The organism is Pseudomonas guariconensis (genome assembly GCF_015680235.1).
Lineage (GTDB): Bacteria > Pseudomonadota > Gammaproteobacteria > Pseudomonadales > Pseudomonadaceae > Aquipseudomonas > Aquipseudomonas guariconensis_A.
The window spans coordinates 43714-64638 of record NZ_JADLJL010000025.1 but is presented as its reverse complement, the minus strand read 5'-3'; the positions used below and the strand labels follow the sequence as shown (position 1 = coordinate 64638).

Here is a 20925-nt window from a genome sequence, read left to right as displayed (position 1 = left end):
TCCACCTCGATATGTATCGGTCTGAAGACCTCTCCAACAATAAAATTCGCACTACTTTGCTAGGGGACCTGGTGATGATGAAAAAATACCTGTCGCGACTCTTGGTCGGTGTCACCGCGCTGGTCGCGGTAACCGCGGCCCAGGCGGGGGCCATCGAAGACGCGGTCAAGCGCGGCACGCTGCGGGTCGGCATGGACCCCACCTACATGCCCTTCGAGATGACCAACAAGCGCGGCGAGATCATCGGCTTCGAGGTCGACATCCTCAAGGCCATGGCCAAGTCCATGGGCGTCAAGCTGGAAACCGTCTCCACCGCCTACGACGGCATCATCCCGGCCCTGCTGACCGACAAGTTCGACATGATCGGCAGCGGCATGACCCTGACCCAGGAACGCAACCTGCGCCTGAACTTCAGCGAACCCTTCATCGTGGTCGGGCAGACCCTGCTGATCCGCAAGGAGCTGGCAGGCGAGATCAAGTCGTACAAGGACCTGAACAACGAGAAGTACCGCATTACCTCCAAGCTCGGTACCACCGGCGAGATGGTCGCCAAGAAGCTGATCAGCAAGGCCAAGTACCACGGCTACGACAACGAGCAGGAAGGTGTGATGGACGTGGTCAACGGCAAGGCCGATGCCTTCGTCTACGACGCGCCGTACAACGTGGTGGCAGTGGACAAGGCCGGTGCCGGCAAGCTGCTGTTCCTCGAGGAGCCCTTCACCTACGAGCCGCTGGCCTTCGGCCTGAAGAAAGGCGACTACGACAGCATCAACTTCATCAACAACTTCTTGCACCAGATCAAGAACGACGGGACCTACGATCGTATCCACGACAAGTGGTTCAAGAACAAGGACTGGCTGAAGGAAATGGAATAAGGCCCAGGCCACAAGCCCGGCTTTATCACCCTGACGCGCAGGCAACCCTGCGCGTTCGTTTTTACGGAAGTACCCGAATTGATCAAGCACAAGAAAGCCCAGTGGCCCTGGCACGGGTTGACCGCGCTGGTTCTGGTGGGGCTGGCGTTCAGCCTTTACCTGGCGACCTCGATGATTTCCTATGAGTGGCGCTGGAACCGCGTCCCTCAGTATTTCGCCTACAAGGCTGAAGAGACCCAGCGCGCTGCCGACTACGGCACGGTCGAAGAGATCGTGGTCAGCGGCGACACCGCGCGCGTGACGCTCAAGGACGAAAGTGGCGGCCAGCAGGTCGTGGAAGTGGACAAGGACAGCGTGTTGCTCAGCCGTGGCGACGATGTCGCCGAAGGCGATGCGATCGGCGTGACCCGCCATTGGGCGGCAGGCCCGCTGGCCTGGGGCCTGTGGACCACCCTGTGGATCTCGGTGGTATCCGGCGCCCTGGGCCTGGTGATCGGCCTGTTCGCCGGGCTGTGCCGGCTGTCGAACAACCCGACCCTGCGCGACCTGTCCACGGTGTATGTCGAATTGGTGCGCGGCACGCCGCTGCTGGTACAGATTTTCATCTTCTACTTCTTCATCGGCACCGTGCTCAACCTGTCCCGGGAATTCGCCGGGGTGGCGGCGCTGGCGCTGTTCACCGGCGCCTACGTGGCGGAGATCGTGCGCGCCGGCGTGCAGTCCATCGCCAAGGGCCAGAACGAGGCGGCGCGCTCGCTGGGGCTCAACGCCAGCCAGTCGATGCGCCATGTGATCCTGCCCCAGGCCTTCAAGCGCGTGTTGCCGCCGCTGGCCGGGCAGTTCATCAGCCTGGTCAAGGACACCTCGCTGGTCTCGGTGATCGCCATCACCGAACTGACCAAGAGCGGCCGCGAGGCCATCACCACCTCGTTCTCGACCTTCGAGATCTGGTTCTGCGTAGCAGGCCTGTACCTGCTGATCAACCTGCCGCTGTCGCACATCGCCAGCCGGCTCGAGCGGAGGCTTGCGCAAAGTGATTGAAGTCCGTGACCTGGTAAAAGTCTTCGACACCCGTGGCCAGGTGGTGCGCGCGGTGGACAACGTCACCACCGGCGTGGCCAAGGGCGAAGTGGTGGTGGTGCTGGGGCCTTCAGGCTCGGGCAAGTCGACCTTCCTGCGCTGCCTCAACGGCCTCGAGGATTTCGATGTGGGGCATGTGTCCATCGACGGCCTGCAACTGGACGACCCGAAGACCGACATCAATGCTTACCGTCGTGAAGTCGGCATGGTGTTCCAGCATTTCAACCTGTTCCCGCACATGACCGTGCTGGAGAACCTGTGCCTGGCCCAGAAGGTCGTACGCAAGCGCAGCAAGGTCGAGCGTGAAGCCAAGGCCAAGGCGCTGCTGGAGAAGGTCGGCATCGGCCAGAAGGCCAACGAGTACCCGTCGCGGTTGTCCGGCGGCCAACAGCAGCGGGTGGCCATCGCCCGGGCCCTGGCGATGGACCCTAAGGTCATGCTGTTCGACGAGCCCACCTCAGCGCTGGACCCGGAGATGGTCGGCGAAGTGCTCGATGTGATGAAGACCTTGGCCCAGGAAGGCATGACCATGGTCTGCGTGACCCACGAGATGGGCTTTGCCCGGGAAGTGGCCGACCGCGTGCTGTTCTTCGACCATGGCAAGTTGCTGGAAGACTCGCCGCCGCAGCAGTTCTTCGCCGCGCCCAAGGACCCGCGGGCTCAGGCGTTCCTGCGTCAGGTGCTGTAACCGCCGGGGCCGCTATGGCGGCCATCGCGGGACAAGCCCGCTCCCACACAGGCGCGCGAGATTCTTGTAGGAGCGGCCTTGTGCCGCGATCAAGGGCGCAGCCCTTGCCAGGCGACGGTGACATCGGGCCAGCCTGATCGCGGGACAAGCCTGCTCCCACACAGGCGCGCGAGATTCTTGTAGGAGCGGCCTTGTGCCGCGATCAAGGGCGTAGCCCTTGCCAGGCGACGGTGACATCGGGCCAGCCTGATCGCGGGACAAGCCTGCTCCCACAGGGGCGCGCGCGATCCTTGTAGGAGCGGCCTTGTGCCGCGATCAAGGGCGTAGCCCTTGCCAGGCGACGGTGATATCAGGCCAGCCTGATCGCGGGACAAGCCCGCACAGGGGCCGCATTTGTACCCTCCTGTGAGAGCGGGCTGTGTGCGATTGGGCTGCGCAGCAGACCTCAGAGCCTGAACCGCCCCACCAGCCCTTGCAGATGCGTCCCCAGTCGCGCCAGCTCGACGGTCGAGCTGGCGGTCTCTTCGCTGGCCGCTGAGGTCTGGTCGGAAATATCTCGCACGTTCATCACGCTGCGGTTGATCTCTTCGGCCGTGGCGCTCTGCTGTTCCGCCGCGGTAGCGATCTGCTGGTTCATCGCTTGGATCGCCGACACGGTGCGGGTGATGGTTTCCAGCGAACTGCCCGCACGGCGGGTCAGCTCGACGCTGCTGTCGGTCAGCGCGCGGCTGCCGTCCATCACGCCAGCGACTCGTTGAGTGCCGTTCTGCAGGCTGGCGATCAGCTCTTCGATCTCCTCGGTGGATTGCTGGGTACGCTGGGCCAGGCTGCGCACCTCGTCGGCCACCACGGCGAAGCCACGGCCGGCCTCGCCAGCGCGGGCTGCTTCGATGGCAGCATTGAGCGCGAGCAGGTTGGTCTGCTGGGCCACCGATTTGATCACGTCCAGCACGCTGCCGATCTTGTCGCTTTCGGCCTTGAGCTGGTTCATGGCTTCGCTGGAGTTGATCACTTCGTTGGCCAGGCGCTCGATCTGGGCGATGGCTTCACCCACCACCCGGTCCCCTTCGCGCGCCTGCTGGTCGGCTGCCAGTGCCGCTTCCGAGGCTTGTTCGGCGTTGCGCGCCACCTCGTGAACCGTGGCGGCCATCTCGTTCATCGCCGTGGCCACCTGGTCGGTCTCGACTTTCTGGTTGTTGACCCCGGCACTCGTCTGCTCGGTGACGGCCGACAGCTGTTCGGCAGCGCTGGCGATCTGGGTGACGCCATCGCCGATACCACCGATCAGCTCGCGCAGCCCCTGGGTCATGCGTTGCATGCTGGCCTGCAGCTGGCCCAGTTCGTCGCGGCGCTGCACCGGCGGCTCCTGGCGCAGGTCACCACTGGCCACGCGTTCGGCGGCGGCGAGGGTCTGGCGCAAGGGCGCGACGATCTGGCGGGTGATCGCCCAGGCGGCCAGCAGGCCGAGCAGCAGTGCCAGGGTAGTGGCCGCGGCCAGGGTCTGCTTGGCCTGGCGGGTGCCGGCATCGCGTACTGCGGTCTGCGAGAGGGTCAGAGCTTGGCTGGTGTTCTTGAGCACAGTGCCTTGCGCGGCCATGTGTTCCAGGGCCTGCTGGCTGGCCGCCATGGCGTCGTCGACCAGGGTGCCGCGGCGTTGGTCGGCCTGCCTGAGCTGGTCGAACGCCTGACGGTACTGGCGCGTGGCTTCGAGTTGCTGCTGCAGGCGCTGTTGGTCGGCCGGCTGTTCGATCTGCCCAAGCATCGCTTGGATCTGCTGCTCCAGGTGCTCGAGGGTCTTCTCGAGCTCGGCGATCGCGGCTTGGTCGTGGCTGGTCTGGTAATTGAGCCGGGCGATGCGCAGGTCCTGGGTGGTCTCGTAGATCATCGAGATATTGCCCAGCTTGTCACCGCGGTTGGTGACGTTGTCCAGGCTGATCCAGCCGGTCACGGTGATGGCTAGGGTCAAGAGCAATACCAGGCCGAAACCGAAGCCCAACTTGCGATTGACGCTCATATTCCCCAGCGACTGGTTAAACCATCGGTACATGTTCTATTCCCCGGCAACGGAAGCATTTTTGTGATGTTGCCTAGGCCATCGGCCTGTACCGAAGAAACTTGACGGGGCGAACCTGACCCGTCCGTCAGAAAATGCGCGAGAGCAGTGCCGTGACAGCCGTTTCAACACGCAGGATGCGATCGCCCAGTTGTACTGGCGCCAGGCCTGCTTTGCCCAACAGGTCGACTTCGTAGGGGATCCAGCCGCCTTCTGGGCCGATCGCCAAGGTAACCGGCTCGTCGACCGCGCGCGGGCAGGCAGGGTAGGGGCCGGGGTGGCCGACCAGGCCCAGGGTGCCGGAGGCGATGGCCGGCAGGCGGTCTTCGACGAACGGCTTGAAGCGCTTCTCGATGATGACCTCGGGGAGCACGGTGTCGCGCGCCTGCTCAAGGCCCAGGATCAGGTTCTCGCGGATGGCCTCGGGGTGCAGGAAGGGGGTCTGCCAGAAGCTTTTCTCGACCTTGTAGCTGTTGACCAGGATCAGCCGTGGCACGCCCAGGGTGGCGACTGTCTGGAACAGGCGGCGCAGCATCTTGGGGCGTGGTACGGCAAGGATCAGTGTCAGCGGCAGCTTGGCCGGTGGCGGCTGGTCGAAGGCGACCTGCAACTCGGCCTCGTGGCCCTCCAGGCGCAGCACGCTGGCCTGGCCCATCAGCCCACCGATACGGCCGACACGCAAGGTGTCGCCCACCGCCACGCGATGGATCTCCTGCATGTGGGTGAAGCGTCGATCGGCCAGGACCACACGGTCGGCCGCGATGAAATCGGCCTCCTCGAGCAACAGCAGGTTCACGATTGGGTCGCTGGCGGCTGGTCGTTGTGGTCGTCCGATGCGCCTTCCTGGGCATGGCTGCGCTTGCGGATCAGGCTGCCGCACAGCACCCCCACCTCGAACAGCATCCACATGGGCACTGCGAGCAGGGTCTGGGAGAAGATGTCCGGGGGCGTCAGGACCATGCCGACCACGAAGCAGCCGATGATCACGTAGGGGCGGATCTTCTTCAGGTACTGCACATCCACCACGCCGATCCACACCAGCAGCACCACGGCCACCGGGATCTCGAAGGCGACGCCGAAGGCGAAAAACAGCGTCATGACGAAGTCCAGGTAGCTGGCGATGTCCGTCATCATCGACACGCCTTCGGGCGTGGCGCTGGCGAAGAAGCCGAAGATCAGCGGGAACACCAGGAAATAGGCGAATGCCATGCCGGCGTAGAACAGCAGGATGCTCGACACCAGCAGCGGGATGGCGATGCGCTTTTCATGGCGATACAGCCCTGGTGCGATGAAGCCCCAGATCTGCTGGAGGATGAACGGGATGGCCAGGAACAGCGAGACGATCATGGTCAGCTTGAACGGCGTCAGGAACGGCGAGGCCACGTCGGTGGCGATCATCGTCGCGTTGGCCGGCAAGTGCGCGCGCAAGGGGGCCGAGACCAAGGTATAGATCTGCTGGGCGAAGGAGAACAGCCCGGCGAAGATCAGGAAGACGGCGGCAACGCAGCGCAGCAGGCGGGTGCGCAGTTCGGTCAGGTGCGAGACCAGCGGCATCGGCTGGTCGGTTTCCGGTCTATCGCTCATGGGGCTCGTGGTGGTTGGGGAGGCTCGGATGGCGTGGCCGGGGCCGCAGGTGTGCTCGCCGTCGGGTTGGCAGGCGCTTCGCTGCTGCTCGGCTGGGCCGGTGGCGTCTGCGGGTTGAGGATGCGCCGGGCCTCCTGCTCCATCGACAGGATGTGCTCGTTGTGCAGCTGGCGGCGGATCTCGTCGGCGCCGATCTCACGCTCGACTTCCATTTTGATGCTGTTGAAGCTGCGCTTGAGCCGGCCGATCCACAGGCCTGCGGTGCGAGCGGCACCGGGCAGGCGCTCGGGGCCGAGCACCAGCAGCGCGACCAGGCCGACGAGCAGCAGCTCGCTGAAGCTGATGCCGAACATGGGTCAGTCTTTCCGCTGCGGCTCTTGGGCCGGTTGGGCCTGGCCTTCGATGGTATGGCCCTGGTTCTGCTGCGCGGTGTTCTGCACGGGCTGGGCGGGTTGGGCCGGCGGCGGGGTCTGCTCGGCTGGCTTGGTCTCTTCTTCGTTCATGGCCTTACGAAAGCCCTTGATCGATTCGCCCAGGTCGCTGCCCAGGTTTTTCAGCTTCTTGGTGCCGAAGACCAGGACCACGACGACCAGCAGGACGATCCAGTGTTTCCAGTCAAAAATACCCATTTCGTACTCCTGAAAAATGTGGGGCTTAGGGTTAATGCCTGTCAGTTAAAGACGCGGGGCGTTGCACGCCCGTCGCCGGCAAGCCGGCTCCCACAAGTAACGCATCGGCCTCGAGGACAGCACCGTCCCTGTGGGAGCCGGCTTGCCGGCGATGGGCTGTGTAGCAGCCCCCAGCAATCATTCAGGCAGACGGCTGGCGCGCGGCCTTCTCGTCATGCCCGGAAAGCCCGAAGCGGCGCTCCAGTTCGTCGAGCACCGCCTGCGGATGCTGGCCCAGGGCGCTGAGCATCACCAGGCTATGAAACCACAGGTCGGCGGTTTCATAGATGACATCGCTGTAATCCTGGCTGACGGCGGCATCCTTGGCGGCGATGATGGTTTCCACCGACTCCTCGCCGAGCTTCTCGAGGATCTTGTTCAGGCCCTTGTGGTACAGGCTGGCCACATAGGAGCTGTCTGGCGCCGCCTGCTTGCGTTGCTCCAGCACCTCGGCGAGGCGGTTGAGGGTGTCGCTCATGTCAGTGTCCTGCGCTATAGATGGCATCCGGGTCTTTCAGGACCGGGTCGACGGTTTTCCACTGGCCGTCTTCGAAGACGCGGTAGAAGCAGCTTTCGCGGCCGGTATGGCAGGCGATATGGCCCAGTTGCTCGACCATCAGGATGATCACGTCGGCATCGCAGTCCAGGCGCATCTCGTGCAGCTTCTGCACATGCCCCGACTCCTCGCCCTTGCGCCACAGTTTGCCACGCGAACGCGACCAGTAGATGGCGCGTTGCTCGGCGGCGGTCAGGGCCAGGGATTCGCGGTTCATCCAGGCCATCATCAGTACGCGCCCGGTCTTGTGGTCCTGGGCGATCGCCGGCACCAGGCCCTCGCTGTTCCACTTGATCTCGTCCAGCCAGTCTTTCATCGTCGACTCCAAATCCGGGCCCGCGCCAGTGCCGGGCCCTTTGCGCTAGTGTGCCAGCCAGCTGCGCAGCTGGCTATTGGCGCACGACCAGGTAAAGCCCGGCCGCCCACATCAGCCAGGCCGGCCAGGCGGCCGGGGCGCTGAGGCTGGCGGCACCGGCGGCCAACGTAGCGCCGCCTGCGAGCAGGCCCGCGCCCAGCAGGCGCAGGGCCCAGCGGTCACCCTGGCGACGGCGCTCGGGCATCTGCGGGTCGTGCAGGTGCGGTTGCGACAGGCGTTCGAGCAGGTCGCGGGTCATGTCGGCCAGGTGTGGCAGTTGCTCCACCTGGCTCTGCAGGTTGCCGAACACCGCCTTGGGGCTCATGCGCTCGCGCATCCAGCGCTCCAGGTACGGCTTGGCGGTGCTCCACAGGTCCAGGTCGGGGTACAGCTGGCGGCCCAGGCCTTCGATGTTGAGCAGGGTCTTCTGCAGCAGCACCAGTTGCGGCTGGACTTCCATGTTGAAGCGCCGGGCGGTCTGGAACAGGCGCATCAGCACCTGGCCGAAGGAGATGTCCTTGAGCGGCTTTTCGAAGATCGGCTCGCACACCGTGCGGATCGCCGCCTCGAACTCGTTGACCTTGGTCTGCGCCGGCACCCAGCCGGAGTCGATGTGCAACTGGGCGACGCGGCGGTAGTCACGCTTGAAGAAGGCGATCAGGTTGCGCGCCAGGTAGTCCTGGTCCTCGGCGGTGAGGCTGCCGACGATGCCGCAGTCGATGGCGATGTACTGCGGGCTCCACGGCTTGACGGTGCTGACGAAGATGTTGCCCGGGTGCATGTCGGCATGGAAGAAGCTGTCGCGGAACACCTGGGTGAAGAAGATCTCCACACCGCGCTCGGCCAAGAGCTTCATGTCGGTGCGCTGGTCGGCCAGGGTGGCCAGGTCGGTGACCGGCACGCCATAGATACGCTCCATCACCAGCACCTTGGGGCGGCACCAGTCCCAGTACACCTGGGGCACGTACATCAGGTCCGAGCCTTCGAAGTTGCGGCGCAGCTGGCTGGCGTTGGCCGCCTCGCGCAGCAGGTCAAGCTCGTCGTAGATGGTCTTCTCGTAGTCGCTGACCACTTCGACCGGGTGCAGGCGGCGCGCGTCGGCGGACACCCGCTCGGCGCCCTTGGCAATCAGGAACAACCAGGCCAGGTCCTGGGCGATCACAGGCTTGAGGCCCGGGCGTACCACCTTGACCACGACCTCTTCGCCGCTCTTGAGGCGTGCTGCATGCACCTGGGCCACCGAGGCCGAGGCCAGCGGCTCGACGTCGAAACGGCTGAACACCTCGCCGACCTTGGCGCCAAGTTGTTCCTCGATCAGTGCCACGGCTTTCTTCGGGTCGAAGGGCGGCACCCGGTCCTGCAGCAGCATCAGCTCGTCGGCGATGTCGGTGGGCAGCAGGTCGCGGCGGGTGGACAGCAACTGGCCGAACTTGATGAAGATCGGCCCCAGGTCCTGCAGGGCCATGCGCAGGCGTGCGCCGCGGCTGAGCGCGGATGGCTTGCGCGGCAGCCAGCGCCAGGGCAGCAGCAGGCGCAGGCTCATCAGCCACCAGGGCAGGGGAAGGTCGAACAGCAGGTCATCGAGGCGGTAGCGGATCACGACGCGCTGGATGCGCAACAGACGGCGGACGGCGAGCAGCTTCATGCGTTATCGCTGGTATCAAGGGATCGGGTGAGGCGGCTAATGCGCGCCTCGAGGCGTTCGATATCGACCTTCAGAGCATCGAGCTCGCTGAAGGCCGCTTCGGCTTCGCGCCGGCCGACCAGGGTGCGGGATTCTTCGGCCAGGTACTCGGAGAGGTTCTGGCTGAAGCGTGACAGGCCCTGGCGGGACCAGCGGGCGCGCAGGCGAATGTGCCCGGCGACCAGTGCGGTGGCCACGGGGCCGAGCCAGCGCGACAGCTCGTACTCCCAGTCCAGTTCCAGGTCCTGGAGCACGCCGACCAGGTCCAACAGCACGGCGCTGTCGCCGTGCAGCTCGACCTGCGGGCTGTGCAGCACGGCGGTCTTGTCCTTGGCCAAGGCCAGCTGGGCCAGGCTGCCGGCCGGCGCACGCAGGGTGCAGTCGACCTCGCCCTCCCAATGGGCGGCGAGCATCAGGCCTTCGTCGTCGGGCAGGATGAACAGCTGCAGGGCCGGCTGCAGGCAGTCGATCTCGACCACCTTGCCCTCGAGCGCAGCCAGGCGCGGCAGGGCCGTGCTGTCCATGCGCAGCACGCGGTTGAGCCCGTGCTCGACGCTGGCGAGCAGGCCGGCCAGGAGCATCAGGGCTTGATTCCCCGGTGCACGGCGACGATGCCGCTGGTCATGTTGTGGTAGGTGACGCGGTCGAAGCCGGCGTCGACCATCATGGCCTTGAGGGTTTCCTGATCCGGGTGCATGCGGATCGATTCGGCCAGGTAGCGGTAGCTTTCCGAGTCGTTGGTGATCAGCTTGCCGGCCAGGGGCATGAAGGCGAACGAGTAGGCGTCGTAGGCCTTGGACATGAGCTTGTTGGTCGGCTTGGAGAACTCCAGCACCAGCAGGCGGCCACCGGGCTTGAGCACGCGCAGCATGGAGCGGATAGCGTCTTCCTTGTGGGTGACGTTGCGCAGGCCGAAGGCGATGGTCACGCAGTCGAAGTGGTTGTCCGGGAACGGCAGCTTCTCGGCGTCGGCCTGGACGAACTCGATGTTGCCCGCCACGCCACGATCGAGCAAACGGTCGCGGCCGACCTTGAGCATCGACTCGTTGATGTCGGCCAGCACCACTTGGCCGGTAGGGCCGACCAGGCGCGAGAACTTGGCGGCCAGATCGCCCGTGCCGCCGGCGATATCCAGCACCCGGTTACCGCTGCGCACGCCGGACAGCTCGATGGTGAAGCGCTTCCACAACCGGTGCATGCCACCGGAAAGGACGTCGTTCATCAGGTCGTACTTGGCGGCTACGGAGTGGAACACCTCGGCGACTTTCTTCGCCTTCTGGCTCTCGGGTACGTTCTGGTAGCCGAAATGGGTGGTGGGTTCGGCGTGGTCGCCTTTGCGCTGGTCGTTCATATCGCTTCACCGGAAAAAATTACCGCCATTCTAGGGGCATCGGGCCAATTTGTCTTGGCGGGGTGCTCCGTTGGATGGGCACGGGCATAATGCGTTCATTGTGTTGATATCCAGGACTACCCGCATGACCCAGATCAGCGTTGAACGCAAGCACTCCCTCGGCCGTGAAGCCGCGCGCGCCAAGGCCGAGGCGCTGGTGGAGCGCCTGACCCGCGAATACGACCTCAAGGCCAACTGGCAGGGCGACCGCGTCGACGTGTCACGCAGCGGCGCCAACGGCAGCGTGCATATCGGCGAGGACACCATCCGCGTGGAGCTCAAGCTCGGCATGATGCTGTCGATGATGAGCGGCTCGATCAAGGGCGAGATCGAGCGGGCGCTGGACAAAGCGCTGGCCTGATCGTCGCTGCCGGTCGAGCAAAGTACAGGGCCGCTGCGCGCCCCATCGCCGGCAAGCCGGCTCCCACCTGCCTTGCGCTGTTTCAGAGACACCGCTGTACCTGTGGGGGCTGGCTTGCCAGCGATCGGGCCGGGGCAAGCAACCCAAGGCAGTTGCCCCTGCAGCGTGCGCCTTCCTTTACTTAGGGTGAGGATTCTAATTTTCCTCCCTACCTTATGCTCGAGCCCGCATCCAATGGGCACATGTCCCTTCATGAGCATGAGGTGCCGAACATGGCCAACGTGAACGTTAGGAAAAAAGACGACGCCCCAGGCAGCACCCTGGGCGAGGTGCGCGGCTATGCGCGCAGGATCTGGCTGGCAGGCCTGGGTGCCTATGCCCGCGTTGGCCAGGAAGGCTCGGATTACTTCAAGGAGCTGGTCAAGGCCGGTGAAGGTATCGAGAAGCGTGGCAAGAAGCGGCTCGGCCAACAGCTCGATGCCGCTAACAATCCGATCGACGAAGCGACCGAGGAAGTCGGCCGCGTACGCGGCAAGGTCGAAGTTCAACTGGACAAGATCGAAAAAGCTTTCGATGCACGGGTCGTCCGCGCCTTGAATCGCCTTGGCATTGCGTCTAAACATGACGTTGAGGCGCTGTCCATCAAACTCGAACAGCTGACCGAGTTGCTCGAGCGTGTCGCGCGCAAACCATAAGGAGAGCAGGATGGCTGGCAAGAAGAACACTGAAAAAGAAGGCGGCTCGTGGGTAGGCGGGATCGAGAAGTACTCGCGAAAGATCTGGCTGGCGGGCCTGGGCATCTATTCCAAGATCGACCAGGACGGCCCCAAGCTGTTCGACTCGTTGGTCAAGGATGGCGAGAAGGCTGAAAAGCAGGCGAAGAAAAGTGCCGGGGCAGCTGCCGACACCGCCAAGTCCGCGACGTCCTCGCGGGTATCGGATGTCAAGGAGCGCGCGCTGGGCAAATGGAGCGAACTGGAGGAGGCCTTCGACAAGCGCCTGAACAGCGCCATTTCGCGCCTGGGTGTGCCGAGCCGCAACGAGATCAAGGCCCTGCACCAACAGGTCGATAGCCTGACCAAGCAGATCGAGAAACTGACTGGCGCTTCGGTGGCCCCGGTTTCGAAGGCTGCGACCAGCAAGTCCACCGCCAAGCCGCTGGCTAAGGCGGCGGCCAAACCGGCGGCGAAAGCTGCGGCGGCCAAGCCTGCGACCAAAGCTGCGGCGAGCAAGCCGGCTGCGGCCAAGCCGGCGGCGAAAACCGCTGCTGCCAAGCCTGCGGCCAAGGCGCCCGCAACCAAGGCTACAGCCGCAAAACCAGCCGCCAAACCCGCTGCGAAGAAACCTGCCGTGAAGAAGGCCCCGGCAAAACCTGCTGCGGCGAAGGCGGCCCCGGCCGTCAACGCAGCGCCGGCAGCGACGCCAACCGCAAGTGCGGCACCGTCCAGCAGCACCCCGGCGGCACCGGCCACTCCGGCTTCCCAGGCCTGATACCGCGTCGCCTGCATCGCCGGGCAAGCCCGCTCCCAATGGGGTACACCACCGCCCCTGTGGGAGCGGGCTTGTCTCGCGATTGCTGCAGCCTGGACGACGCAAGGCCCGCAGCCTTACCCTTGCAGGTACTTCTCCGCCAGCTGCTGCGCCGCCTCCCGCGCCGGCCCTACCAAATGGGGTGCCACCAGCATCATCACCTGGTATACGACGATCCCCACATCCCCCTGCCGCCCCAGCACCCGCTGATAATCCAGCGAGAACATCAATGTCAGGGTGATCTGCTCCACCAGTTGTCCCAGCGCCTGTGTCTCGCTGGACACCTGCCCGTGGGCCTTTAGGCTGGCCAGCAGGGCGGCAAGGGTGCGTTTGAGGGCATTGATCAGGCTGCGCATGTTCCGGGCCAGCTTCGGCAACCGCCCGGCCAGATTGGAGAGGTCCTGGAACAGAAACCGGTAGCGGGCCATCTGCTCGACGATCAGGTGCAGGAACAACCAGTAGTCCTCGGCGTCCAGGCGTACCCCCACGGGTGGGTCGAGCAGTGGCATGAGCCCTTCCTCGAAACGCTCGAACAACCCCAGCACCAACGGTTCCTTGCCATGGAAGTGGTAGTACAGGTTCCCCGGGCTGATACCCAGTTCGTTGGCGATTTCCAAGGTCGAGACGTTCGGTTCGCCCTGCTGGTTGAACAGCAGCAGGGCGCATTCGAGGATCCGCTCGCGGGTCTTCATTCGCTCAACGCGTCCGTACGTAGCTGCCCGGCGCCGGGCCCAGCGGTGGGTAGGTGGCGTTGCCCAGCTCGCTGCGCGGCACCTTCAGGCGCCCTGAGCGCTGGCCGATCCAGGCCTGCCAGTGTGGCCACCAACTGCCTTCGCGGCGCGTGGCATCGTGCATCCAGGCGCGCGGGTCGCTGGAAAGCGTCGGGTTCTCCAGGAAGAAGGCCTTGGGGTTGCCGGGCGGGTTGATGATGCTCTGGATATGGCCACTGTTGGCCAGCACGAAGCGGCGATCGCCTCCGAGCAGCAGGGCCGAGCGGTAGACTGCGTCCCACGGCGTGATGTGGTCGTTGTTGCCGGCGACGGTGAAGCTGTCCAGGTCGACCTGCCCCAGGTCGATGGGCGTGCCGCACACTTCCAGCCCTTGCGGTTGGGTCAGCGGGTTGAGCTTGAAGAAGTCCAGCAGCTCGCCGTGGAGGGCGGCGGGCAGGCGGGTGTTGTCGGCGTTCCAGTAAAGGATGTCGAACGCCGGGGGCATGCGGCCAAGCAGGTAGTTGTTGACCCAGTAGTTCCAGATCAGGTCGTTGGGCCGCATCCAGGCGAAGATGCGCGCCACCTCGCCGCCGTCCAGCACGCCACGCTGATAGGAGCGACGCTTGGAGGCCTCGATGGTCTGTTCGTCGGCGAACAGGCTGGCGGGGCTGTCGAACTGGCTGTCCAGCAGGCTCACCAGGTAGGTGGCGCTGCGCACCCGGCGAAGCTGACGCTTGGCCTGCAGGTGGCCCAGCAGCGCGGCCATGGTCAGCCCGCCGGCACAGGCGCCCATCAGGTTCGGGTCGCGGCTGCCGGTGATGCTGCGGCAGGCCGCGAGCGCCTCCTCCAGCGCCTGCACATAGCTCGACAGCCCCCACTCACGGTGGCGCGGGTCAGGGTTGCGCCAGCTGACCATGAACACCTGCAGGCCGCTCTTGAGCATGTACTGGACGAAGCTGTTGGTCGGGCCCAGGTCGAAGATATAGAACTTGTTGATCTGCGGCGGGATGACCAACAGCGGCCGGGCGTACTGTTTCTCGCTCATCGGTCGGTACTGGATCAGCTCCAGCAGCTCGTTGCGAAACACCACCGCACCGGGTGTAGTCGCCAGGTTGACGCCAACCTCGAAAGCGCGCTCATCCACCTGGCGCGGCAGGCCATCATTGTGGCGCAGGTCGTCGACCAAGTGGGCCAGGCCACGGACCAGGCTCTGCCCGCCGGTGTTGAACAACTCCTTGACCGCCAACGGATTGAGCAACGAATTGCTCGGCGCCAGGGCATCGTTGAGCAGGTTGAACAGGAAATGCACCCGGGCACGCTCGTCGTCCTCCAGCGAGCTTTCTTCGATCCATTGGCGGGTCTGCTTCTGCCAGGCGAGGTAGGCTTGCAGGCCGCGGCGATAGAAGGGGTTCTGGCTCCAGGTCGGGTCGCTGAAGCGGTTGTCGCGCGGGTGTGGCTGGTGCGGCGTCTCGCCGAGCATCACCCGCCCCAGCTCGCTGCCCAGGGCCAGCAGGTGGTGCGCGGTGTGCAACGGGTTGCCCAGGCTCAGGCGACCGACATTGCGCAGCGTGGAGAACAGGTCACGACCGCGCAGGCCGGTGATCGCGTTCTGTACGTTGATACTCGCAGCCGGGGCCGGTCTTGTCCCTTTTGCCGGTTTGTCTTTCATCCCTCACTCCGTCGTCAGCGATCATCCAGGTTCGTATCGAGGCGTCATGGGTTGTCAGCCTCCGGGGCGAGGGTGCATCACGGCGCGTTGGCGTTCCTGCTGGAGGAATTTCATGATGATCGGCGCGACCGCCTCGGCCCGTGTAATCAGGAACAGGTGCCCGTCGTCGATAATGTGTAGCTGGGCATTGGGAATTCGCCAGGCCAGCAGGCGCATGTTGATCAGCGGGATCAACGGGTCGTCGTCGCCGGCCAGCACCAGGGTCGGCTGATGGAGCTTGTGCAGCCAGTGGATGCTGGTCCAGCCCAGGCCCGCGAACAGTTGCCAGTAGTAGCCGGTCTTGCCGCTGGAACGCACCTTTGCCGCATGATGCAGGGCCAGGTCCGGATCGCGGCGGAAACCGCCACCGTAGACCTGCGCTGCAATGCGCAACACGTGAGACGGTTGTACATAGCGCCGGGGGCTGGCCATGGCCCACAACACCTTGGGCTTGCCGGGCACCATGAAGGCCCCGGCAGCGGTGGCGGCGAGGATCAGCTTCTTGCAGCGCTCGGGGTAGTCATGGGCGAACTGCTGGGCCAGGCCCCCGCCCCAGGAAACCCCGATGACATTGACCTGGCCGTAGTCCAGGTAGTCGAGCATGCGCGCGGTCAGCTTGGCCAGGCCGGGAAAGCGATACGGGCGGCTGGGCGTGGAAGAACCCCCGACACCGGGCACATCGAAGGCGATGACTTCGATGTCCGGGTCCAGTGCCTCGATGAGCGGAAAGATCAGCTCCATGTTGGCGCCGATGCCGTTGAAGATCAGCAGCGGCGTCAGCTCTGGCTTGCCTGGGCGGACTGCGGTGCGGATGGACTGGTTGTCCAGCTCGACGGTCCTGAATATGTACGGTTGCGGCATGCACGAAACTCTAGGTGGATAAGTCGCTCTGTCATCGTATCAAATGGCCATGATCGAGGTGGCCTATCGTTCGTGCACATAAGTGCCTGGCGCCGACTCGCCAGCGCTGTAGGTGCGATTGCCCAGGCGTGTAGGGGCTTTCTTGAGATCGCCCGCGCGCTCGCCCAGCCAGGCCTGCCAGTGCAGCCACCAGGAGTCGGCATGCTTGATCGCGTTGTCCTGCCAGGCCACCGGGTCGTCCGGGCGGTCCTCGCCGGTCATGAAGCGGGCCTTGGGGTTGCCGGGCGGGTTGAGGATGCTCTGAATATGCCCGCTGTTGGACAGCACGAACTCGATCTTGCCGCCGAACAGGTGGGCCGAGCGGTAGCAGGACTGCCACGGCGTGATGTGATCGGCCGTGCCGGCGACGCTGTAGATATCGCACTGGACCTTCTTCAGGTCGATGGACGTGCCGCACACTTCCAGTGCGTCGGCGCGGGTCAGGGGGTTGTTCTTGAACATCTCGATCAGGTCGCCGTGGAAGGCGGCCGGCAGCCGGGTGGTGTCGTTGTTCCAGAACAGGATGTCGAACACCGGTGGTTCGTTGCCGAGCAGGTAGTTGTTGACCCAGTAGTTCCAGATCAGGTCGTTGGGGCGCATCCAGGCGAACACCTTGGCCATGTCGCTGCCTTCGAGCACGCCCGCCTGGTAGGAGTGGCGCTTGGCGGCCTCGAGGGTCTGCTCGTCGACGAACAGTGCGACTTCGTTGTCCAGGGTGGTATCGAGCACGCTGACCAGCAAGGTCAGGGCATTGACCTTGTTCTCACCCAGCGCGGCGTAATGGCCGACCAGGGCGGTGCAGGTAATGCCCCCCGAGCAGGCGCCCAGCATGTTCAGGTCCTTGCTGCCGGTGATCGCCAGCACTGCGTCCACCGCTTCCTTGAGGGCATCGATATAGGTCGACAGGCCCCACTCGCGCTGGGCCTTGGTCGGGTTGCGCCAACTGATGATGAAGGTCTGCTGGTTGGAGCGCAGGCAGAAGCGTGCCAGGCTCTTCTCCGGGCTCAGGTCGAAGACATAGAACTTGTTGATCTGCGGCGGCACGATCAACAGCGGGCGGGCGTGCACCTGCTCGGTAATGGGGCTGTACTGGATCAGTTCCAGCACATCGTTGCGGTAGACCACCACCCCTTCGCTGGTGGCCAGGTTCTTGCCGACTTCGAAGGCCTCCATGTTCACCTGGCTGGGCATGCCGCCGTTGTTGACCATGTCCTTGGCCAGGTTGGACAGGCCATCGAGCAGGCTCTTGCCGCCGGTTTCGAAGAAGCGCTTGACCGCCGCTGGGTTGGCCAGGGTATTGGTGGGTGCCATCGCCTCGGTCATCAGGTTGATGACGAACTGCCCGCGGCTGACGTCCTGGGGCGACAGGTCGCTGTTGCCGATCCAGTCCTGCAGTTCATTGCGCCAGGCCAGGTAGGTCTGCAGATAGCGGCGGTACAAGGGGTTGTGGCTCCAGGCGGGGTCGCTGAAGCGACGGTCGTCGCTGCCTGGCTGCAGGCTGGACTTGCCCAGCAGTACGTTCTTCAGTTCCAGGCCGAAATGCGCCACGTGCTTGGCGCTGTGCAAGGGCTGGCGAACCGCCTGGCGCAATACGGTGCGCGCCGAACTCAACAGGTCCTTGCGGCGAATGCCGATGACCGGGTTCAGGCCCAGGGTGTTTGCCGAGGCCTGCCGCTGCAACTCATCGTTGTTCTTACTCATCTACGACGCTCCGTTGTCCTGAGACGAGTACCGGTTGGCTGTGGCGGGTACACAGACGACTGCCCGGTACTGCTCGGGTGACCAAGTGATAAGAAACAGCGGTTGCGGACCGGATGCGTGTGGCGACGGCGGCGGGTTTTCCTGCGGGTGAAGACAGCCTGCTTTCGCTCGCGACCTCTACATACCGGCCCGGCCCTGACCGCGCGATGGACGATGCAGGGAACTTGCCAGCTCCATTGGTTACCCGACTTTCATGTCTTGCGCAAGACAGCCTGTCATTGGCAGGTGTAGGGGCATTCAAGCAGATGACTTTAGAAAATGCGCTCTAAATCCCGCAGGGCTTGCGCTAGAGCATCAGCTTGACCACGGACTGCGACGGGTCGCGAGATTTGCCGGCCTTGTGCAGGTCATCGAGATATTCCGCCCACAGTTCTTCTTGGCGCAGGCACAGCTGCTCGAGGTACTCCCAGGTGAACAGGCCGCTGTCATGGCCGTCGTCGAAGGTCAGTTTCAGTGCGTACTGGCCGGCAGGCTCGAGGCCGACGAGGCCGACGTTGATCTTGCCGTATTGCAGGATCGGGTTGCCGTGGCCCTGGACCTCGGCGGAGGGGGAGTGCACCCGCAGGAATTCCGCGGGCAGGTGGTAGACCTCGTTCGGCCCGTAGGTGAGGGTGAGGGTCTTGGAGGCTTTGTGCAGGTTGATGGCAGTGGGGAGGCGGGCCATGGGCAGGATCTCTCGTGAGCTGATGATGCAAGCTTCCAGAGATTCGGACCATTGTGCAATGGGGCTGCTGTGCAGCCCAATCGCCGGCAAGCCGGCTCCCACAAGATTCCGGTGGGAGCCGGCTTGCCGGCGATTGGGCCGCGAGGCGGCCCCATACGGTCTTACAGGATGTAGCGCGACAGGTCTTCGTTCTGCGCCAGTTCGCCCAGGTGGCTGTTCACGTACGCGGCATCGATCTGGATCGGTGCTTCGTCATGGGCGCTGGCCAGGTCGCCGGCACTGAACGACACCTCTTCGAGCAGGCGCTCGAGCAGGGTGTGCAGGCGACGGGCACCGATGTTCTCGGTCTTCTCGTTGACCTGGTAGGCGATCTCGGCCAGGCGCTTGATGCCGTCGGCGGCGAACGCAATGTTCAGGCCTTCGGTCTTGAGCAGCTCACGGTACTGTTCGGTCAGCGAAGCGTGCGGCTCCTGCAGGATGCGCTCGAAATCTTCCGGGGTCAGCGCCTTGAGTTCGACGCGGATCGGCAGGCGGCCCTGCAGTTCAGGCACCAGGTCGCTCGGCTTGCTCAGGTGGAATGCACCGGAAGCGATGAACAGGATGTGATCGGTCTTGACCATGCCCAGCTTGGTGTTGACGGTGCAGCCTTCGATCAGCGGCAGCAGGTCACGCTGGACGCCTTCGCGGGATACATCGGCGCCGCCGACATTGCCGCGCTTGGCCACCTTGTCGATCTCGTCGATGAACACTATGCCGTGCTGCTCGACGGCTTCCAGGGCCTTGGCCTTGAGCTCTTCCTCGTTGACCAGGCGGCTGGCTTCCTCGTCACGGACCATCTTCAGCGCTTCCTTGACCTTGAGCTTGCGCGCCTTGCGCTTGCCCTTGCCCATGTTGGCAAACAGGCTCTGCAGCTGGTTGGTCATTTCTTCCATGCCGGGCGGTGCGGCGATCTCGACGCCCATGGACTCGGCCACTTCGATCTCGATTTCCTTGTCGTCCAGCTGGCCTTCACGCAGACGCTTGCGGAACAACTGGCGGGTGTTGGAATCGGTGCTCGGCTGCGAGGCTTCCTCGGCGAAGCTGCTGACCCGGGCCTGGGGCAGCAGGGCGTCGAGGATGCGATCCTCGGCGGCGTCTTCGGCGCGGTGGCGCACGCGGATGATCTCCTGTTCGCGCAGCATCTTCAGGGCGGCATCGGCCAGGTCGCGGATGATCGACTCGACATCGCGGCCGACGTAGCCGACTTCGGTGAACTTGGTCGCCTCGACCTTGATGAACGGCGCATTGGCCAGCTTGGCCAGGCGGCGGGCGATTTCGGTCTTGCCCACGCCGGTGGGGCCGATCATCAGGATGTTCTTGGGCGTGACTTCGGCGCGCAGCTCGGCCGGCAGCTGCATGCGGCGCCAGCGGTTGCGCAGGGCGATGGCCACGGCGCGCTTGGCGTCGTCCTGGCCGATGATGTGGCGGTTGAGTTCGTGGACGATCTCGCGGGGGGTCATGGACATGATCAAAAGGGTCCTCGAGCGGAATGAGTCAGCGTGGGAAGGCCCTGCCGCCGGGGCAGGGCGCCAGAACAGCTGATCACTCGGCCAGGTCCTGCTCCTCGATGGTCAGGTTGTGGTTGGTGAACACGCAGATATCGCCGGCGATGTTCAGGGCGGTCTCGGCGATTTCACGGGCCGAGAGGTCGGTCTTGTTCAGCAGGGCGCGGGCTGCGGCCTGGGCGTAGGCGCCGCCGGAGCCCATGGCGATCAGGCCGTCCTCGGGCTCGACCACGTCACCATTGCCGGTGATGATCAGCGAGGCGTCCTTGTTGGCCACGGCGAGCATGGCCTCCAGGCGGCTCAGGGAGCGGTCGGTACGCCATTCCTTGGCCAGTTCGACGGCGGCGCGGATCAGGTGGCCCTGGTGTTTTTCCAACTGCCCTTCGAAGCGCTCGAACAGGGTGAAGGCGTCGGCAGTGGCACCGGCGAAGCCGGCGATCACCTGGCCGTGGTACAGGCGGCGGACTTTCTTCGCATTGCCTTTCATCACGGTGTTGCCGAGGGAAACCTGGCCGTCGCCGCCCATGACGACTTTGCCGTGGCGGCGAACTGAAACGATGGTAGTCAAGGGGAGAGTCTCCACGCAGCGGGGCGAAAATGCCTGTTGCAGACTCATATGGGGGTGGGGGGAAGGATTTCAACCGTAGGGGATAAACGGTTGCGATGGATTTCAGGGGGGGCATCACCTGTGTAGGAGCGGCCTCGTGCCGCGAAAGGGCTGCGTAGCAGCCCCAGGATCTTTGCATGATGCATGCATTGCCGGGGCCGCTTTGCGGCCCTTTCGCGGCACAAGGCCGCTCCTACAAGGTCACCG

General features: G+C 64.5%; 23 protein-coding genes. 6 read left to right on the top strand and 17 right to left on the bottom strand.

The window, feature by feature from the left end; translation table 11 throughout:
* Nucleotides 1-77 precede the first annotated feature (77 nt).
* The 3 genes from IRZ56_RS16940 (at nucleotide 78) to IRZ56_RS16930 (ending at nucleotide 2643) form a co-directional block, all read left to right on the top strand.
* Nucleotides 78-875 (top strand): transporter substrate-binding domain-containing protein, encoded by a 798-nt coding sequence (locus tag IRZ56_RS16940; RefSeq protein WP_084854293.1) that lies wholly within the window; start codon nucleotides 78-80, stop codon nucleotides 873-875.
* A gap of 78 nt (nucleotides 876-953) precedes the next feature.
* Nucleotides 954-1916: an amino acid ABC transporter permease gene (locus IRZ56_RS16935; protein WP_196145993.1), complete on the top strand. Its 963-nt coding sequence runs from the start codon at nucleotides 954-956 to the stop codon at nucleotides 1914-1916.
* Nucleotides 1909-2643 carry an amino acid ABC transporter ATP-binding protein gene (locus IRZ56_RS16930; protein WP_196146001.1) on the top strand — a complete coding sequence of 245 codons (735 nt, stop codon included), beginning with the start codon at nucleotides 1909-1911 and terminating at the stop codon, nucleotides 2641-2643. Before IRZ56_RS16935 ends, IRZ56_RS16930 begins: the two co-directional genes overlap by 8 nt.
* A 445-nt stretch (nucleotides 2644-3088) precedes the next feature.
* On the opposite strand, the gene IRZ56_RS16925 is transcribed toward IRZ56_RS16930, so the two are convergent.
* From IRZ56_RS16925 to ubiE, 10 genes are all read right to left on the bottom strand, one after another.
* Nucleotides 3089-4690: a methyl-accepting chemotaxis protein gene (locus IRZ56_RS16925; protein ID WP_196145992.1), complete on the bottom strand. Its 1602-nt coding sequence runs from the start codon at nucleotides 4688-4690 to the stop codon at nucleotides 3089-3091.
* 94 nt (nucleotides 4691-4784) lie between these two features.
* Nucleotides 4785-5492, bottom strand: coding sequence for a 16S rRNA (uracil(1498)-N(3))-methyltransferase (locus tag IRZ56_RS16920; protein WP_196145991.1), 708 nt, complete (start codon nucleotides 5490-5492; stop codon nucleotides 4785-4787).
* Nucleotides 5489-6280 (bottom strand): twin-arginine translocase subunit TatC, encoded by a 792-nt coding sequence (tatC, locus tag IRZ56_RS16915; protein ID WP_196145990.1) that lies wholly within the window; start codon nucleotides 6278-6280, stop codon nucleotides 5489-5491. The genes IRZ56_RS16920 and tatC overlap by 4 nt, the downstream gene beginning before the upstream one ends.
* The gene (gene tatB / locus IRZ56_RS16910) at nucleotides 6277-6633 is read right to left on the bottom strand and encodes a Sec-independent protein translocase protein TatB (RefSeq protein WP_196145989.1); all 357 of its coding nucleotides are present in this window, start codon (nucleotides 6631-6633) and stop codon (nucleotides 6277-6279) included. The genes tatC and tatB overlap by 4 nt, the downstream gene beginning before the upstream one ends.
* Nucleotides 6634-6636: 3 nt before the next feature.
* Nucleotides 6637-6909: a twin-arginine translocase TatA/TatE family subunit gene (locus IRZ56_RS16905; RefSeq protein ID WP_196145988.1), complete on the bottom strand. Its 273-nt coding sequence runs from the start codon at nucleotides 6907-6909 to the stop codon at nucleotides 6637-6639.
* Nucleotides 6910-7090: 181 nt separating this feature from the next.
* A complete protein-coding gene (locus IRZ56_RS16900; protein ID WP_084853982.1) occupies nucleotides 7091-7426 on the bottom strand; it encodes a phosphoribosyl-ATP diphosphatase in 336 nt (111 codons plus the stop codon).
* Nucleotide 7427: 1 nt separating this feature from the next.
* On the bottom strand, nucleotides 7428-7820 hold the full coding sequence (hisI, locus tag IRZ56_RS16895; RefSeq protein ID WP_013974544.1) for a phosphoribosyl-AMP cyclohydrolase: 393 nt from the start codon (nucleotides 7818-7820) through the stop codon (nucleotides 7428-7430).
* A gap of 73 nt (nucleotides 7821-7893) precedes the next feature.
* Complete coding sequence (gene ubiB / locus IRZ56_RS16890) at nucleotides 7894-9504, bottom strand: ubiquinone biosynthesis regulatory protein kinase UbiB (RefSeq protein ID WP_196145987.1); 1611 nt, start codon at nucleotides 9502-9504, stop codon at nucleotides 7894-7896.
* Complete coding sequence (locus tag IRZ56_RS16885; RefSeq protein WP_196145986.1) at nucleotides 9501-10124, bottom strand: ubiquinone biosynthesis accessory factor UbiJ; 624 nt, start codon at nucleotides 10122-10124, stop codon at nucleotides 9501-9503. Before IRZ56_RS16885 ends, ubiB begins: the two co-directional genes overlap by 4 nt.
* Entirely contained in the window at nucleotides 10124-10894 is a 771-nt protein-coding gene (ubiE, locus tag IRZ56_RS16880) for a bifunctional demethylmenaquinone methyltransferase/2-methoxy-6-polyprenyl-1,4-benzoquinol methylase UbiE (protein WP_196145985.1), read from the bottom strand. The genes IRZ56_RS16885 and ubiE overlap by 1 nt, the downstream gene beginning before the upstream one ends.
* Nucleotides 10895-11018: 124 nt before the next feature.
* On the opposite strand from ubiE, the gene IRZ56_RS16875 reads away from it, so the two are divergent.
* From IRZ56_RS16875 to IRZ56_RS16865, 3 genes are all read left to right on the top strand, one after another.
* On the top strand, nucleotides 11019-11294 hold the full coding sequence (locus tag IRZ56_RS16875; RefSeq protein WP_196145984.1) for a polyhydroxyalkanoic acid system family protein: 276 nt from the start codon (nucleotides 11019-11021) through the stop codon (nucleotides 11292-11294).
* 272 nt (nucleotides 11295-11566) lie between these two features.
* The gene (locus IRZ56_RS16870) at nucleotides 11567-11989 is read left to right on the top strand and encodes a phasin family protein (RefSeq protein WP_196145983.1); all 423 of its coding nucleotides are present in this window, start codon (nucleotides 11567-11569) and stop codon (nucleotides 11987-11989) included.
* Between the two features lie 10 nt (nucleotides 11990-11999).
* The gene (locus IRZ56_RS16865; RefSeq protein ID WP_196145982.1) at nucleotides 12000-12785 is read left to right on the top strand and encodes a phasin family protein; all 786 of its coding nucleotides are present in this window, start codon (nucleotides 12000-12002) and stop codon (nucleotides 12783-12785) included.
* 116 nt (nucleotides 12786-12901) lie between these two features.
* Here the strand turns inward: IRZ56_RS16865 and IRZ56_RS16860 are convergent, their stop codons facing one another.
* The 7 genes from IRZ56_RS16860 to hslV form a co-directional block, all read right to left on the bottom strand.
* Nucleotides 12902-13516: a TetR/AcrR family transcriptional regulator gene (locus IRZ56_RS16860; RefSeq protein WP_196145981.1), complete on the bottom strand. Its 615-nt coding sequence runs from the start codon at nucleotides 13514-13516 to the stop codon at nucleotides 12902-12904.
* A 4-nt stretch (nucleotides 13517-13520) separates the two neighbouring features.
* A complete protein-coding gene (gene phaC, locus IRZ56_RS16855) occupies nucleotides 13521-15203 on the bottom strand; it encodes a class II poly(R)-hydroxyalkanoic acid synthase (protein ID WP_196145980.1) in 1683 nt (560 codons plus the stop codon).
* Nucleotides 15204-15257: 54 nt separating this feature from the next.
* Nucleotides 15258-16103 carry a poly(3-hydroxyalkanoate) depolymerase gene (phaZ, locus tag IRZ56_RS16850; RefSeq protein ID WP_196145979.1) on the bottom strand — a complete coding sequence of 282 codons (846 nt, stop codon included), beginning with the start codon at nucleotides 16101-16103 and terminating at the stop codon, nucleotides 15258-15260.
* Between the two features lie 63 nt (nucleotides 16104-16166).
* The gene (gene phaC, locus IRZ56_RS16845; RefSeq protein WP_196145978.1) at nucleotides 16167-17843 is read right to left on the bottom strand and encodes a class II poly(R)-hydroxyalkanoic acid synthase; all 1677 of its coding nucleotides are present in this window, start codon (nucleotides 17841-17843) and stop codon (nucleotides 16167-16169) included.
* Between the two features lie 346 nt (nucleotides 17844-18189).
* Nucleotides 18190-18567 (bottom strand): gamma-butyrobetaine hydroxylase-like domain-containing protein, encoded by a 378-nt coding sequence (locus IRZ56_RS16840; RefSeq protein ID WP_196145977.1) that lies wholly within the window; start codon nucleotides 18565-18567, stop codon nucleotides 18190-18192.
* A gap of 161 nt (nucleotides 18568-18728) precedes the next feature.
* On the bottom strand, nucleotides 18729-20072 hold the full coding sequence (gene hslU, locus IRZ56_RS16835; protein ID WP_196145976.1) for an ATP-dependent protease ATPase subunit HslU: 1344 nt from the start codon (nucleotides 20070-20072) through the stop codon (nucleotides 18729-18731).
* A 76-nt stretch (nucleotides 20073-20148) separates the two neighbouring features.
* A complete protein-coding gene (gene hslV / locus IRZ56_RS16830; protein WP_043207181.1) occupies nucleotides 20149-20679 on the bottom strand; it encodes an ATP-dependent protease subunit HslV in 531 nt (176 codons plus the stop codon).
* Nucleotides 20680-20925 lie beyond the last annotated feature (246 nt).

Excerpts from the sequence above, each read along its gene's own strand:
- IRZ56_RS16900 (WP_084853982.1), bottom strand. The coding sequence starts at position 7,426 with ATGAGCGACACCCTCAACCGCCTCGCCGAGGTGCTGGAGCAACGCAAG.
- hslU (WP_196145976.1), bottom strand. The coding sequence starts at position 20,072 with ATGTCCATGACCCCCCGCGAGATCGTCCACGAACTCAACCGCCACATC.
- IRZ56_RS16940 (WP_084854293.1), top strand. The coding sequence starts at position 78 with ATGAAAAAATACCTGTCGCGACTCTTGGTCGGTGTCACCGCGCTGGTC.
- IRZ56_RS16870 (WP_196145983.1), top strand. The coding sequence starts at position 11,567 with ATGGCCAACGTGAACGTTAGGAAAAAAGACGACGCCCCAGGCAGCACC.
- IRZ56_RS16885 (WP_196145986.1), bottom strand. The coding sequence starts at position 10,124 with ATGCTCCTGGCCGGCCTGCTCGCCAGCGTCGAGCACGGGCTCAACCGC.
- ubiB (WP_196145987.1), bottom strand. The coding sequence starts at position 9,504 with ATGAAGCTGCTCGCCGTCCGCCGTCTGTTGCGCATCCAGCGCGTCGTG.
- IRZ56_RS16925 (WP_196145992.1), bottom strand. The coding sequence starts at position 4,690 with ATGTACCGATGGTTTAACCAGTCGCTGGGGAATATGAGCGTCAATCGC.
- IRZ56_RS16905 (WP_196145988.1), bottom strand. The coding sequence starts at position 6,909 with ATGGGTATTTTTGACTGGAAACACTGGATCGTCCTGCTGGTCGTCGTG.
- tatC (WP_196145990.1), bottom strand. The coding sequence starts at position 6,280 with ATGAGCGATAGACCGGAAACCGACCAGCCGATGCCGCTGGTCTCGCAC.
- IRZ56_RS16840 (WP_196145977.1), bottom strand. The coding sequence starts at position 18,567 with ATGGCCCGCCTCCCCACTGCCATCAACCTGCACAAAGCCTCCAAGACC.
- IRZ56_RS16865 (WP_196145982.1), top strand. The coding sequence starts at position 12,000 with ATGGCTGGCAAGAAGAACACTGAAAAAGAAGGCGGCTCGTGGGTAGGC.
- tatB (WP_196145989.1), bottom strand. The coding sequence starts at position 6,633 with ATGTTCGGCATCAGCTTCAGCGAGCTGCTGCTCGTCGGCCTGGTCGCG.
- phaC (WP_196145978.1), bottom strand. The coding sequence starts at position 17,843 with ATGAGTAAGAACAACGATGAGTTGCAGCGGCAGGCCTCGGCAAACACC.
- IRZ56_RS16875 (WP_196145984.1), top strand. The coding sequence starts at position 11,019 with ATGACCCAGATCAGCGTTGAACGCAAGCACTCCCTCGGCCGTGAAGCC.
- hisI (WP_013974544.1), bottom strand. The coding sequence starts at position 7,820 with ATGAAAGACTGGCTGGACGAGATCAAGTGGAACAGCGAGGGCCTGGTG.
- phaZ (WP_196145979.1), bottom strand. The coding sequence starts at position 16,103 with ATGCCGCAACCGTACATATTCAGGACCGTCGAGCTGGACAACCAGTCC.
- ubiE (WP_196145985.1), bottom strand. The coding sequence starts at position 10,894 with ATGAACGACCAGCGCAAAGGCGACCACGCCGAACCCACCACCCATTTC.
- phaC (WP_196145980.1), bottom strand. The coding sequence starts at position 15,203 with ATGAAAGACAAACCGGCAAAAGGGACAAGACCGGCCCCGGCTGCGAGT.
- IRZ56_RS16860 (WP_196145981.1), bottom strand. The coding sequence starts at position 13,516 with ATGAAGACCCGCGAGCGGATCCTCGAATGCGCCCTGCTGCTGTTCAAC.